Genomic DNA, 13183 nt, shown 5'->3' with positions numbered 1-13183 from the left:
CTCCATCTCGCCCTCGCTCAGAGCGAGAGGCAAGATGGAAGGCGCCCGCTCTCCTCAGTGGTTTTCCCGGGAGTCGTACCCGTCCGAAACCGGGCGGTCCGGCGGAATGTAGGTGGCCCCGTCGCGGATCGCCTCGTCCATGTCGTGCGTCCCGTAGGTTTGCGCCTCTAGATCCTCGGTCAGGTGCTCCGCGGTATCGGACTGCTGTTCGGTCGATTCTCCAAACTGGTCGTCCAGCTCCTCTTCCGCCGCGGCTGCATCGTCCACTGCCTCGGGAAGCTCGTAGCGCATCGACTCGTCGACGACGAGGTCGTTGGTGTAGCTGTCGATCCCCAGGACGTCGTCGAGGACCGCCTCGGCCTCCTGGACCTCCGCGTCCGTGCCGACCCGGCCGCTGAGGATCACATGGCCATCCCGCACGGCGACCTCGATGCCTGCCTCGTTGAGGTTCGGGTACTCCCGCAGGTGTTCGACGACGACGGTCCGGATCTCGTCGTCGCTCATGTTGTCGAAGTCGAAGAGTTCGCCGCCGTGCTGCCTGGCCATCGGTTCAACCGCCTTCAGAAGTGGTACGCCGCCCCGACCGTCACCCCGTAGTTGCGAGTCCATTCCGAATCTTCGCGGCCCGTGGACGATAGCCCTTCCGGGATCGACAGCCGCCAGAGCAGTCCCTGCAATCCGAGGTTGATGGAGAGGCGATCGGTGAGGAACCAATCGGTCCCCGTACCCACTCCCACCGCAAACGAGGGGCCGAAGTCGACGACCTGGTTCGTGGGAAGCTCTCGCTCCTCCTCAGTACGGGATCCCGAGACGGAGACCAGTGCACCGGTGGCCTCGATGTAGGGCGCGAGCGCGTGCCAGGTACGCGGGCCGGTGAGGAGGAGCCGCAGCCCCGCCTCGGCCGCCACGATCGTCGCCGAGACCTCCCCCAGCTCAGTCAGGGGCGACGCCGGGTCGTTGACGTTTTCGCGGCCGAAGATCGTCCGTTCGCTCGGGGTCATCGACAGGCGCGCGATTCCCGCGACCGGAGCGGCGATACGGCCCGCATACCGAAGCCCGATCGTCGGACCCGAGGCCAGCCCGATCCCGACGTCGCCCCGGCTGGTCGAGAGGTAACCGCTGTAAAGCGAGAGCGACTGCGCCGGCTCGATGTGCCGATAGGGTGAGGGAATGTGCTGGGCTTCGGCGGCGTACGGTTCGGCCGTCGAAAGTGCGGCCGCCGCCAGCAGGAGAGCGGCGGCGCGGTTCCGTACTCTCACGCCGCCACCTCCGCCGCCCCGCGCCGCAAGTCGCGCCCCGTCATCTCCTTGGGCTGCTGAATCCGCAGCAGGCCGAGCAGGGTGGGAGCCACGTCGCACAGCGCCCCGTCCGCCAGCTCGGTCGCGGTGCGGCGGCCCTCCGGCTCGACCAGGACGATTCCCACCCGGTTGGTGGTGTGGGCGGTGTGCGGACCGTTGGTCTCGGGATCCCACATCTGTTCACAGTTGCCGTGATCCGCGGTCACCAACAGCGCGGTCCCTGTTTCCTCACAGGCCTGCACCACCCGCGCGAGCTGGGCATCGACGGTCTCGACCGCTTTGATCGCCGCCTCGAGCACGCCGGTGTGCCCGACCATGTCGGGATTGGCGAAATTGCACACGTAGAGGTCGTGCCGGCGCTCCCGGATTGCCTCGACCAGCCCGTCCGCCACGCCCTCGGCGCTCATCTCCGGCTGCAGGTCGTAGGTGGCGACGCGAGGGGAGGGCACCATCCGACGCTCCTCTCCAGGAGGAGCCTCCTCTTTCCCGCCGTTGAAGAAGTAGGTCACGTGCGGGTACTTCTCCGTCTCCGCCGTACGGAAGCTGGTGCGGCCGTTGGCCACCAGGACGTCCGCGAGGATGTTCTCCATCGACTGCGGCGGGAACGCCGCCTCCAATGGCAGCTCCTCGTCGTACGGCGTCATCGTCACGATCTCGATGCGCGGAGGGTTCTCTCCGCGGTCGAACTTGTCGAAGCCCTTCGACGCCAGCGCATGGGTGAGCTGACGGGCGCGATCCGCACGAAAGTTGAAGAAGACCACGGCATCCCCGTCTTCGATCAGCCCGACGGGCTTTCCGTCCTCTCCCACCACTACACAGGGCTGTACGAACTCGTCCGTCTCTCCCTGGTCGTACGCGTCGGCGATCGCCTTCACCGGGTCGTGCACGTGCCGTCCGCGTCCGTACACGAGTGCGTCGTAGGCGCGCTGCGTCCGATCCCAGCGCTTATCGCGGTCCATCGCCCAGTAGCGGCCCATCACCGAAGCAACGAGGCAATCGCGATTGTTGTTACAGCGGCCCACCAGCTCGGTGACGAAGTCGCGCGCAGACTGGGGAGGGGTATCCCGCCCGTCGAGGAAGGCGTGAATGCGCGTCCGGGGGATCTGGTGGCGGTCGGCCATTTCCACCAGCGCAAGCAGATGGCTGTCGATGGCGTGCACGCCCCCGCGTCCGACCAGTCCCATCAGGTGCACGGTGCGACCGTTCTCCTTCGCTTGCCGCATCAGCTTCACCAGCGGCTCGTTCTGGAAGAACTCCCCCGTTTCGATGGCGTGCGAGATGCGCTGGATCGTCTGCATCACCACGCGGCCGGCGCCGAGGTTCAGGTGCCCGACCTCCGAGTTGCCCATCTGCCCCTCGGGCAGGCCCACCGCCGGGCCATGTGTCGTGAGCTTCCCGCGGGGATAGTCGCCGCTACCCCAGAGGCGATCCCACGTCGGCGTGTGCGCAAGAGTCACGGCGTTGTCGTCCGCCGGCTCCCGCAGCCCCCAGCCGTCGAGGATTACGAGGCAGGCGCGCGGCCGATCGCGGCCGGTGGATGCATTGGTATCACTGTGTTCCATGAGTCGCGTAGGCTCGGTACTGAAAGGCGAATCCCCCGCCGCGGGGTGCGACGAATCTATCCGGGGGTACGAACCGCTGCCACCCCGCCCACCTGACTCCTACCCCGGGGCGCCGATTGGTGCCGATCGACGGAACCCACACGGCGAGGTATTGTACGAGCGGGTCTCACCGCACAGGTCGATACTTTCCGTCCAGCGAGACGATCCTGAGCCGCATGCCGATGATCCGACGCTCCTCGTTCCTGTCGCTCGCCTGCGTATTCTGCTCGCTCTGGCTTGCCGACGCTTCGGCGCAGAGCGTGGCGCCAGATCCGGCCGTCCTGCCCGGCTCTGAAGGCGCTACCCCGTTGGGGACCCCCGTGAGCGAGCCGGTGTTCTCGGTCTCGCCCTCGAGCGGTGTGGCGGAGGGGAACGCTCCCGCCACGAGTGAGGGGGTCGAATCACCGGAGGCGGCGCGAGCGAGGGCCGTGGCGGAAAGGCAGGTGTTCGGGATCAGCGGCGCGCTGCGCGCGGCCGTGATCACGAACGGCCGACCACTGGCTGAACCGCTGGTGACGGTGCTCGGAGCCGAGCCGGGTGCGGTGCGTTGGGAGCCGGTGTACGGCACCGGGCATCGGGGATTGCTGGGCGAGCCGTTGAACCGCACCGAAGGCCCCTCCCTGCTGGGGCAGCCAGTTCGCGGCACGGACCAGCCTCGTGTGCTGGGCAGCCCGGTCGGCGGCGCGGAAGACCCTGCCCTGCTGGGGGCGCCGGTAGGCCGCGCGGAGGGTCGGGGTTTAGAGAGGGGGCCGGCTGGTGATCCGGACCGGCCCCGTGTGCTGGGAGAGCCCGTGGGCGACACCGAAGGCCCCGCTTTGCCGGGCGAGCCGCTTCGGGATACCGAAGGCCCTGCTTTGTTAGGCGAGCCGGTAGACGGTGGGGAGCGTCCGGGAGCGCGGGGAGAGCCGGCCGGTGACGCGGAGCGCCCTGGGGTTCTGGGGGAGCCGGTGGGCGGCACGGATCGTCCTCATGTCCTGGGAGAGCCGGTGGCCAGGAACATGGTGGTCGCTCCGGATGACCCCGGCGTCTGGCTGCTGCGGTCCGAGGGGGGCGGGGCTGAAGAGGATGACGCGGCGGAGCGGCTTGCGTTCATAACCACCGTGCCCTTCTCGGCGAAGCGCGGAGCCTACCTGAACGGATACCACGTCGGTTACTACCCGACCGAGGGCACCTCTCGCTCCGACAACTACGCGCCACCGTCCTCTTTCATCGAGGTCACTCCCGAGAACCAGGATCTACAGATCTCGGAGCACTTCCGGCTGCGCCAGTTCCTCACCAAGGATCAGTTCGACGTCTGGCCGAAGTACCTCGTTCTGAACATGCGCCTGATCGACAAGCTCGAGCTGGTGCTCCAGGAGCTGAATCGCATGGGCGTGAGGGCGTTGGATATGCATGTGATGAGCGGCTTTCGCACGCCGCAATACAACGGTCCCGGCGGGGACGGGCGCGCCGCGCTATCCCGTCACATGTACGGGGATGCGGCCGACGTCTGGGTCGATGGAGATCACGACGGCTACATCGACGACCTGAACGGGGATGGAAGGCACGACATCGCCGACGCGGCGGTGCTGTTGCGCGCGGTCGAGCGGGTCGAGCAGCGCTACCCGGAGTTGACCGGCGGTGCGGGACTGTACGAGGCGAACGCCTACCATGGGCCGTTCGTGCACATCGACGTGCGAGGGGCGCGCGTCCGCTGGTAGGGGGTGTTGCGCCGCTCGCTCCGGCCCCGCAGGCAAGCGAATCTTTCCGCCCCCTGCAGCGTAGTGAAGAGGAGGTATCGCTGCGACTCGGGGCGAATCGGAGTGGAGCTGAATGTACTGTTCAACCTGCGGAGCACGGCTGGTAGAGGGACGGACGCGCTGTGACACCTGCGGGGCCCTGACGGACCGGCGGCTTGCAGAAGCTCCGCGATTCGGGCGGTCCCCAGTGGCTGCAGCGATCTGTCCCCGCTGCGGCTACCGTGGCGAGGGAATTCCCTACTTCTCCCGCGGCACCCACGTGGCGGCCGCGATCGGCATCACCCTGCTCACCTCCGGTATCATGGGGGTGGGTGGGCTGATCTATTACCTGATTCGCCGCGACCACCTGGTCTGCCCTCGCTGCGGACGAGGCTGGGGGAAGGACGGAGTGGTGGCGCTGGTCCACGCCGCCCAACCGTCTCAGCCTGCGCCGCCGCCGGTGCCGGTGAGCTCGGGTGGCGGCAAGCAGGCACTGTCGATCATCGCCTATCTCTTTGCCGCCTTCCTGGTCGTGCTCGGAATCGCGGTCTCCGAGATCGGGCCGATCGTCGGTGCGGGCCTGGCGGCAACGGCGGGCATCGCCCTGCAGCAAGCGGCCGCGCACGATCGGGAGCGGCGCAGGGAGGCACTGCTGAGCGCCCTGCAGCTCCCCGTTCTCCAACTGGCCGGCCGGAAGGGCGGTCAGCTGACCGTGTCAGAGGTGGCGGCGGAGCTGGGATGGACGATGAAGCGGGCCGAGAAGGTGCTTCAGTCGATGGATGATGGCTTGCGGGTGACTTCGGAGGTGACCGACGAAGGGGTGATCGTTTACGAGTTTCCGGAGCTGATGCGCGCGGGAAGGCGCCTGACTGGCGGGCAGAAGCCGGGGGAACTGGCCTGAGCCCCGCTCAGGAGCGACGTGGATCTGACGCGACTCGCGAATACTTCAGCTCCGCGATCCCGTCTCCCGCCGGGTGCTTCGCCCGCCGCTTCGCCTCGGCCACCATCTGGCTGAGGTCGAACATGGAATCCATGCCCCGCGGGTCCACCTCAATGATGGCGGCAGTGAGCCTGGTCAACCGGAAGTCGCGCGTGACCCCCTCCCGATCGACGCCGCGATAGGTTTCCTTGTTGCCTTCTCCGTTGGGAAGGATCTCGCGCAGCGCTTCTCGAAGCAGGCGTTGCGCTTCTTTCATCAGCGCCCGCGCATCGGAGCACTTCGCGAAGACGACGAAATCGTCCCCTCCCACGTGACCGACGAAGGTCCCCGACGGGGTCACGCGAATCAGGATCGACCCCACCGCACGGATCACCTGGTCCGCGGCCGCGAAGCCGAACCGGTCGCTGAAGGGCTTGAAGTGGTCGAGGTCCAGGTAGCAGATACAGAAGGGTTTCCCTTGCTGGCGATGCCGCTCGAACTCCCGGTACATGGCCTCACCGCCGGGAAGGCCGCTGGTCGGGTTACGGTCCAATCCGCGTTGGGCCAGGAGGAGCATCGCACGCACGCGAGCGAGAAGCTCGCGGGGATCGAAGGGTTTGCCCAGATAATCATCGGCGCCGGCCTCGAAGCCGGCGAGGCGGCTCTCGATCTCACTCTCACCGGTGAGGATCAGAACCGGAAGGTGCTGGAGACGGGGGTTGGACTTGATCTGGCGACAGACCTCCAGGCCGTCGGGCGAGCCCATCCGGTAATCGAGCACGGCGATGGCAGGCTCGGCCCGTCGCAGCTCCGCGAGCGCTTCGTTCCCGTTTTCGGCAAGGCGGATGCGATAGCCGGCGGACCCGAAGACCTGGGAAACCATCTCCCGCATTGCCGGATCGTCGTCCGCGAACAGAATGTCGCTCATCTCTCCTTCTTGATCGGACTGTAGTCTGGGGCCGCGTGGCAGTGTAGAATGCGCGGCCGGGCCTTCCGGGGCCAGGGGCTCTGAACGGCCATTTTCTTGCTTTCCCCTATGTCAGACGCGCGGCGCGTGGCCTGCCGTCACTCACCCGGTGCGCGTGCCGCAACCGCGGCGGTCCGTCCGCCCATCATCGCCTCGATGGAGGTACCAGAATGCTGGCAGCAGTCGTCCTTATCCGTGCAGTCCCCGGTGACATCCCCTCGTTGGCGCGACGGATCGCCAACATCGAGGGAGTGGCGGAGGTCTACTCGGTTTCAGGCGAATACGACCTGGTTGCGATTGTCCGGGTGCAGGAATTCGAGCAGGTCGCGCAGGTCGTCACCGAGGAGATCGCGCGCGTCCCGGGGATCGAGCGGACCAATACCCTCACTGCCTTCCGGGTCTACTCTCGGAAGGATCTCGAGCACGCGTGGGACATGTTCGAGTGATTGCCTGCTTACCAGTCAGCGGCTTCCTCGGAACCGAGCACCTCCTCCGCGACCCGACGGGCCACCTCGGAAGGGAAGCCTCTACGCGCGAGAAAGGCCATGAACCGCTGACGTGCGCGGCGCGGGTCCTCGCCGGATCGCCGCCGCCACCGCCGCGCAGCCTGCCGCGCGAGCGAGAGCTCGTCCACCTCCTCCTCGGCGAAAACCTGGTCGAGGGCGGCATCGGCGGTCTCGGCCTGGACCCCCTTCGCTCTCAGCTCGCCCAGCACCCGCCTACGCCCTCGCGGCTGCAAGCGCACGCGGTCCCGCGCGAACATCTCTGCAAAAGCGCCGTCGTCCAGTAAGCCCTTGCCGGCGAGCTCCTCCAGACAGCGCTCCACCACCTCCGGCGGAAAGCCCTTGCGCGCAAGCCGCAGCCGCAATTCCGACACGGTGCGAGGCCGGTGCGCCAGCAGGCGTAACCCCGCCTCACGCGCGCGCCACGCCAGGTCCTGCAGCAGAGCCTCCTCCAGCACGCACGACGCGACTTCCTCCCCGTCACGGAATCCCGCCCGGTAGACCACCTCGGCCGCGAGCTCCACCGCCTCGCCGCTGTCAAGCCGCAGTCGCACCCGCTCGCGAGCGCCCGCGACCTTCTCGATTGCGACTATTTTCATGGACGCTGCGGCCTCGTCCGACCCGCGGCGTGAGGAATGCGTTGAACGCACGCAGCCATACACCAGGACAGTATTTACGTGCCTTCGGCTTGAGCTCGCAACGACGCCGACGTAAGCTGTCCGCCGCTTACCGAACCCCGCATCTGTTTCATGACCGAGCTGACCCTGCGCCCGCCGTTCGACGTCGAAGCCCTTCGCGCCGCCGAGTTCCCGGAGCTCTCTCCGGGCTATCTGAACGCGGCGAGCTTCACGCCCCTCCCATTGCGGGCGCGTCGCGCCATGGAGGAGCTGAACGCGCTCCGTGCCGACCCTTGCGGGCTCCCTGACGAGAAGCTCGTAGAGGTGCTCGCAAGGGCACGCGCCGCGGCAGCCAGGCTCATTGGCGCGAGCGCCGAGGAGATCGCGCTGGGGTGGAATACCAGCTTCGGGATCAACCTCGCGGCGTTGGGGCTGCCGATCCGCTCGGGGTCGACGATCGTGGTGAGCGACCGCGAGTTCCCCAGCAACGTCTACCCCTGGATGGCGGCGCCGGGAGCGCGGCTGGAGATCGTACCCACCGACTCCCAGGGGCGTCCCGACGAGGCGAGGCTCCTCGAGCGGCTCGACCGGGGCGACGTCGGAGTGTTCGCCCTCTCTTCCGTGCAGTTCGCCACCGGCTATCGGGCCGATCTGGAAAAGTTCGGCCGCTTCTGCCGGGAGCGTGAGATCTTCTTCGTGGTCGACGCCATCCAGTCGCTCGGTCAGCTGCCGATCGACGTGAATGTCGCCTGCATCGACATCCTCGCCACCGGTGGGCAGAAATGGCTCTGCGCTCCGTTCGGAACCGGCTTCGTCTACGTTCGCCGAGCCTTGCTGGAGCGGATCGACCCCGTGCTGATCGGGTGGACCGGGATGACTGCCAGCTCCGACCTGGCGGCGCTGACGGACTACCGCTGGGGGCTGCGCTCGGACGCACGGCGCTTCGAGGTGGCGACCCTTCCGTTTCATGATTTCGCGGGCTTCACGGCTTCGCTGGAGCTGCTTCAGGAGGTCGGCGTCGGGCGGATCGCCGCGCATACCCGCCGGCTCCTCGCCCCGGTGCTCGAATGGATCGAATCGCGGGACGACGTGGAGCTCGTGAGCGCTCCCGACGAGCGCCACCGATCTGCCATCCTGGCCTTCCGAACCCCGGGGATCGAGCGGGTCCTGGCGCGCCTTCAGGCAGCCGGGATCACCTGCGGGCGCCGGGAAGGGGCGATCCGGCTGTCGCCCCACTTCTACAATGACGAAGCCGACGTCGGCATCGCCCTTGAGGTGCTGACGGCGAGCAGCAGGGAGGGATGGACCTGATCCAGAGGCTCGAGGGGATCGTCGCCGCCGTCAGGTCGGAGCTCGCCGCCGATCCGCGCACCGCGATCTTCGAGGTCGAGGTGATGGAGGAGGGGCAGGCGGTCGTCGTCGTGGGCGTGACCTCCGAGCCGGCGGCGGCTGAAGCGCTGAACGAGCGGATCGGACGAATCGACGCCCAGCGGCCGCTCCGGGTCGAGGTGGTGCGCCTGCCGCTGGACGAGGAGCGGCTCACCCACGCGCTCTGCGTGACTGCTCTCGCCCCGATGCTGAGCGCACCGTTCATCGGGGATCCGCAGGTATCGCAGGTCGTGCTCGGGCAGCGCCTGCTGGTCTATCGCCAGCACGGTCGTTGGCTGCAATGCCGCTCAGAGGACGGTTACCTGGGCTGGCTTCACCGCGGCTACCTGCGCCTGGTGGATGAGGTCGAGGCGCGGGACTGGCTGATGGGTGTCGGCGGGGAACCCTGTATGGCGCTCGAGGCCGTAGCGATCGATGACCACGGGGTGCGGCTGGCACTTCTACCCTGGGGTGCCCGCGTGTTGGCCCTCGAGAACGGGCGTGTGCGACTGCCCGACGGGCGCGAGGTGCGGGCCGAGGGAGAGCTCGTACGGGAGTCGGAGAGAGCACGTCGGTTTCCATTGATCGGGAACCGGATCGTGGAGACGGCTCGGGAGTGGATGGGAACCCCGTACGTCTGGGGAGGCGTCACCCGCGCCGGCGTCGACTGCTCCGGCCTCGTACAGGTCGTCTTCCGCGCGCACGGGCTCGAGCTGCCCCGCGATTCCGATCAGCAAGCGCTCCTGGGCGACCCGGTGGATCCTGGTCCGGACTTCAGCGCGCTGCGGGCGGGGGATCTACTCTTTTTTGCGGAGGAGGGCCCGCGCATCTCGCACGTGGCCATCTCACGGGGAGGCGGCCGGATCATCCATGCGGCCATCGGAAACGGGGGCGTCGCCCTCAACGACCTCAACGGCGGTTCGGGCTTCGAGGAGGAGATGCGGAGCCTCTTCGTCTGTGCACGCAGGCTCATTGAGGCCGCGGACGGTGGTTGAGGTTGGCGAGGCATCCTGGGGTCAGGGTGCCATCACTCCTCCAGGCCCGGGGAGCTCGTGCGCGTCGCGGCCACGGATTCTCCGGCGGCCCCGTCGCCGCGCGAGAAGGCCGCCAGGCGAGCACCGATCTGGTCTTCCGACTGCTTCGCGCGCGCGGTGGAGGGGACCCCGTTGGCAAGGATGCTGAAGGCCAGCAGCTCACCGTCCGCCGTCCGCACGTACCCCGAGAGCGCCGACACCCGGCGGATCGTCCCGGTCTTCGCCCGCAGGTTGGCGGCGGCGGCGGTGCCCCGCATGCGGTGCTCCAGGCCTCGGGGCACCGCGGCGGCCGGTAGCGAAGCGAAGTAGCTGTCCCACACGTCGCTCTCCGGCATGTAGCCGAGTAACCGCACCGCCGTGCGCGCAGTGAGCAGGTTGTTGCGCGAGAGACCCGAGCCGTCCACCTGGGAGATGGACACGGGCTCGGGCCCCAGCTCCTCCTCGAGGAAGTGCTGCACAGCGGCCGCCCCGGCCCGGTAGCTGCCTTCTCCCCACGCTGCTCGCCCCACCGTCTTCAGAAGCGCCTCGGCAAAGAGGTTGTGACTCACGTGGTTGGTGACCGAGACGATCTCGGCGAGGGGAGGCGACTGGTGGCTACCGATCACCCGCGGGACGGATGCACCGCTTTCCGCGCCGAGGCTGGCGAAGCGCACCCGGGATGCGGCCGGATCTCGCACCGATCGCACCTGGCCCCCGACGCTGATCCCTCGCTCTGCCAGCAGCGCGCGCAGGACCGCGGCGGCGTAGTTCGCGGGATCGACCACCGGCAGTGTGCGGGCGATGCCGGCGGTACCGCTTCGCACCTGCCCGACCGCCACCAGCCGACCGTCCACGCGCTCGAAGCTGACGCCACTCTGGCCGTTGCGCACCGTCATCACCCGGTTCTCCAGGGCGAGCCCCGCCGTGGCAGGGGAGGTGATCACGCGCGCTGGCCGGCCGGGCGAGCTCGGCCGCAAGCGAAGGGTCACCACGTTCTCCCCGAACGAGAGTGCCCCCACGGGAGCGCCGTACCACGCGTTGAGGTCGCGCTCCTCCCAGCCTGGCCCCACCCACTGGTCGTCGAAGTAGCTTCCGTCACCCACCACGTCCCCCTGAACCCTATGCACGCCCGCCGCTACCAATGAGTCCACCAGGGCTCGAAAGGGCGCCAGCGGGTCGTCGTACACGCGGCGGGATATGGAAGGATCGCCGGTGCCGTAGAGGATCAGGTCTCCCTCGAGCACGCCGCCGAGGATCGGTCCGTCCGCGAGGAGATAGGTGGTGTAGCGGTAGTCCGGCCCGAGGTAGTAGAGCGCAGCCGCAGTGCTGAAAAGCTTGGTATTGCTGGCCGGGGCCAGGGGGAGGTCGGGGTTGAGCGCGAAAAGTGTATCACCGCGGTCCAGCGAAACTACCAGCACCCCGTAGTCGTCCCCCCGCCAGCCCGGAGCGTCGATGATCCTGGCGAGATCCCTCCGCAGACTCTCCACCTCTGGCGCGGGCGCGCTTGCAAGCTGCTGATCCGCGGCAGAGCGAGCTTCGGCTGGACGCGCAAGCTGCCCCGACGCCGTCGCGAGGGGCAGTAGCAGCAGGAACAGGGGAGCAAGCAGACGCCTCACGGTGGTGCTACCGTCGGTTCGGGTTGTCGGAAGCGAGAGCGGATAGCCGCTCGGTCAGGACAGGCGACGTGCGGAGGATCCGGCGAGGGTTGCTACCGGAGCAGGTCGGTGGAAGATCCTCTTACCGGCTTACCGGGCGATAAGGAGATAGACCAGAAGCTGACCGATGAGGATGCCGGCGATTGCCCCTGCCAATACCACCATAATTGCAGTGAACCCACGCGTCGATCTCGATCGAGCCACCGCCGCCCTCCGCTTCGGTCGTCCTGTCCTGCCGGATGTACAGCTTGCGAGGAGTGTGCCGTCCGCAGCCTTGTAGTCCAGTCGGGTTTTCCCGTATTCTACGCGCTCGCTCGTGCCCCCGCGACCCGCAACGCATGATTCTCGGAATCGGGCTGGATCTGACCGACATTCCCCGTCTCGAGCGCCTTCTGGAGCGGCATCCCGGGCGCGCGCATGAGCGCCTGTTCACTCCGCGCGAGATCGCGTACTGCACGTCGACTTCCCGCCCGGGGCAGTCCTTCGCGGCCCGCTTCGCGGCGAAGGAAGCCTTCTTCAAAGCGGTGCGGCGTGGCTGGGGACAGGGGGTCACCTGGACGGAGGTGGAGGTAGTCTCCGCTCCCAGCGGAGCGCCGCACCTCGAGCTGCACGGGGGCGCTCGCCGGCGTGCGGATGCGTTGGGAGTGCGCCGCGTCCACGTGTCCCTGACCCACAGCGGCGACGTGGCCGCCGCTTTCGTGGTCGTCGAGGGCTAGCGTCCGGTTGACACTCCTTCCCGCGAACGTCACTTTCCGTGCGCTCGTTTTCCGAATTCCCTCTCACGCGTCTAGCCGTTGAACGCAGCGCTGGTCTACGCCCTCGTCGCCGCGGGGGCCAACCTGGCCGGCGGGCTGGTCATCACGACCGCCTCCCCCCGGGGTCGACTCAGCCAGCGCCTGCTGATCGGGTTCGGCGCGGGATTCATGCTGGCGGTCGCCTTCCTGGCGATGGCGCCCCATGCCCTCGCCGAGGGATCGGGCGGTGCCGTCGGCATGCTCGTGGGCTACTTGCTGGTCCACCTGACCCAGCACGTCTTCGTCCGCCACTTCCACTTCGGTGAGGAGACCCACGGCCACGAGATGGTCGGCCGCTGGGTGGGGATCGCCGCCCTGCTTGGTCTGCTGCTCCACACCTTCTTCGACGGTGTCGCCATCGCCAGCGGGTTCGGGGTGAGCACCGAGCTGGGCCTGCTCATCTTCACTGCCATCCTGCTGCACAAGATTCCCGAGGGCGTGACCATCGCCTCGATCATGATCGCCTCCGGAAACAGCTCGGGGAGGGCCCTCGGCAGCGTGATCCTGCTCGGCCTCTCCACCGTGGTCGGCGTCCTCCTTACCGCCTACCTCGAGCCGCTCGAGACCCACGGGCTGGCGCTCAGCGCGGGCGTTACCATCTATGTAGCCGCCTCCAATCTGATTCCGGAGGTACAGAAGGAGCGTGGCCTGCAGTTCGCAGGGTCGGTCTTTCTCGGAGTGGCGCTGTACTTCGTGGCCCACCTGATCCTGGGACACGGCTGAGCGAGAA

Annotated in this window: 13 protein-coding genes; 7 read left to right on the top strand and 6 right to left on the bottom strand. The window is 67.9% G+C overall.

Features of this window, described 5'->3' with window-relative positions; translation table 11 throughout:
* Nucleotides 1-54: 54 nt before the first annotated feature.
* From VF167_03760 to gpmI, 3 genes are read right to left on the bottom strand one after another with little or no spacing between them, the layout of a single operon-like run.
* A complete protein-coding gene (locus VF167_03760; GenBank protein HEX6924513.1) occupies nucleotides 55-546 on the bottom strand; it encodes a BON domain-containing protein in 492 nt (163 codons plus the stop codon).
* A gap of 14 nt (nucleotides 547-560) precedes the next feature.
* Nucleotides 561-1259 (bottom strand): hypothetical protein, encoded by a 699-nt coding sequence (locus tag VF167_03755; protein HEX6924512.1) that lies wholly within the window; start codon nucleotides 1257-1259, stop codon nucleotides 561-563.
* Nucleotides 1256-2860, bottom strand: a complete 1605-nt coding sequence (gene gpmI, locus VF167_03750; GenBank protein ID HEX6924511.1) for a 2,3-bisphosphoglycerate-independent phosphoglycerate mutase — start codon at nucleotides 2858-2860, stop codon at nucleotides 1256-1258. The genes VF167_03755 and gpmI overlap by 4 nt, the downstream gene beginning before the upstream one ends.
* Nucleotides 2861-3081: 221 nt before the next feature.
* On the opposite strand from gpmI, the gene VF167_03745 reads away from it, so the two are divergent.
* Both VF167_03745 and VF167_03740 read left to right on the top strand, forming a co-directional pair.
* Nucleotides 3082-4599: a hypothetical protein gene (locus VF167_03745; GenBank protein ID HEX6924510.1), complete on the top strand. Its 1518-nt coding sequence runs from the start codon at nucleotides 3082-3084 to the stop codon at nucleotides 4597-4599.
* Between the two features lie 226 nt (nucleotides 4600-4825).
* A complete protein-coding gene (locus VF167_03740) occupies nucleotides 4826-5518 on the top strand; it encodes a hypothetical protein (protein HEX6924509.1) in 693 nt (230 codons plus the stop codon).
* A gap of 7 nt (nucleotides 5519-5525) precedes the next feature.
* Here the strand turns inward: VF167_03740 and VF167_03735 are convergent, their stop codons facing one another.
* The gene (locus tag VF167_03735; GenBank protein ID HEX6924508.1) at nucleotides 5526-6464 is read right to left on the bottom strand and encodes a response regulator; all 939 of its coding nucleotides are present in this window, start codon (nucleotides 6462-6464) and stop codon (nucleotides 5526-5528) included.
* A 209-nt stretch (nucleotides 6465-6673) separates the two neighbouring features.
* On the opposite strand from VF167_03735, the gene VF167_03730 reads away from it, so the two are divergent.
* Nucleotides 6674-6949 carry an Lrp/AsnC ligand binding domain-containing protein gene (locus VF167_03730; GenBank protein HEX6924507.1) on the top strand — a complete coding sequence of 92 codons (276 nt, stop codon included), beginning with the start codon at nucleotides 6674-6676 and terminating at the stop codon, nucleotides 6947-6949.
* 8 nt (nucleotides 6950-6957) lie between these two features.
* Here the strand turns inward: VF167_03730 and VF167_03725 are convergent, their stop codons facing one another.
* Entirely contained in the window at nucleotides 6958-7605 is a 648-nt protein-coding gene (locus tag VF167_03725) for a regulatory protein RecX (protein HEX6924506.1), read from the bottom strand.
* A gap of 150 nt (nucleotides 7606-7755) precedes the next feature.
* Here VF167_03725 and VF167_03720 point away from each other — a divergent pair, with 150 nt between their 5' ends.
* Together VF167_03720 and VF167_03715 are read left to right on the top strand one after the other, a co-directional pair.
* A complete protein-coding gene (locus tag VF167_03720; protein ID HEX6924505.1) occupies nucleotides 7756-8934 on the top strand; it encodes an aminotransferase class V-fold PLP-dependent enzyme in 1179 nt (392 codons plus the stop codon).
* Nucleotides 8925-9986 carry a C40 family peptidase gene (locus VF167_03715; GenBank protein HEX6924504.1) on the top strand — a complete coding sequence of 354 codons (1062 nt, stop codon included), beginning with the start codon at nucleotides 8925-8927 and terminating at the stop codon, nucleotides 9984-9986. The genes VF167_03720 and VF167_03715 overlap by 10 nt, the downstream gene beginning before the upstream one ends.
* A gap of 32 nt (nucleotides 9987-10018) precedes the next feature.
* Here the strand turns inward: VF167_03715 and dacB are convergent, their stop codons facing one another.
* Entirely contained in the window at nucleotides 10019-11620 is a 1602-nt protein-coding gene (gene dacB / locus VF167_03710; protein HEX6924503.1) for a D-alanyl-D-alanine carboxypeptidase/D-alanyl-D-alanine-endopeptidase, read from the bottom strand.
* 377 nt (nucleotides 11621-11997) lie between these two features.
* On the opposite strand from dacB, the gene VF167_03705 reads away from it, so the two are divergent.
* A complete protein-coding gene (locus VF167_03705) occupies nucleotides 11998-12375 on the top strand; it encodes a holo-ACP synthase (GenBank protein ID HEX6924502.1) in 378 nt (125 codons plus the stop codon).
* A gap of 78 nt (nucleotides 12376-12453) precedes the next feature.
* Nucleotides 12454-13176, top strand: coding sequence for a ZIP family metal transporter (locus VF167_03700; GenBank protein HEX6924501.1), 723 nt, complete (start codon nucleotides 12454-12456; stop codon nucleotides 13174-13176).
* Nucleotides 13177-13183: the final 7 nt, after the last annotated feature.

The organism is Longimicrobiaceae bacterium (assembly GCA_036375715.1).
Classification (GTDB): domain Bacteria; phylum Gemmatimonadota; class Gemmatimonadetes; order Longimicrobiales; family Longimicrobiaceae; genus DASVBS01.
Note: the sequence above shows the minus strand (reverse complement) of the source record. Positions and strands in the feature narration are given on the sequence as shown.

Coding starts and splice junctions, on each gene's coding strand:
- VF167_03760 (HEX6924513.1), bottom strand. CDS start 546: ATGGCCAGGCAGCACGGCGGCGAACTCTTCGACTTCGACAACATGAGC.
- gpmI (HEX6924511.1), bottom strand. CDS start 2,860: ATGGAACACAGTGATACCAATGCATCCACCGGCCGCGATCGGCCGCGC.
- VF167_03745 (HEX6924510.1), top strand. CDS start 3,082: ATGATCCGACGCTCCTCGTTCCTGTCGCTCGCCTGCGTATTCTGCTCG.
- VF167_03735 (HEX6924508.1), bottom strand. CDS start 6,464: ATGAGCGACATTCTGTTCGCGGACGACGATCCGGCAATGCGGGAGATG.
- VF167_03730 (HEX6924507.1), top strand. CDS start 6,674: ATGCTGGCAGCAGTCGTCCTTATCCGTGCAGTCCCCGGTGACATCCCC.
- VF167_03725 (HEX6924506.1), bottom strand. CDS start 7,605: ATGAAAATAGTCGCAATCGAGAAGGTCGCGGGCGCTCGCGAGCGGGTG.
- VF167_03720 (HEX6924505.1), top strand. CDS start 7,756: ATGACCGAGCTGACCCTGCGCCCGCCGTTCGACGTCGAAGCCCTTCGC.
- VF167_03715 (HEX6924504.1), top strand. CDS start 8,925: ATGGACCTGATCCAGAGGCTCGAGGGGATCGTCGCCGCCGTCAGGTCG.
- VF167_03705 (HEX6924502.1), top strand. CDS start 11,998: ATGATTCTCGGAATCGGGCTGGATCTGACCGACATTCCCCGTCTCGAG.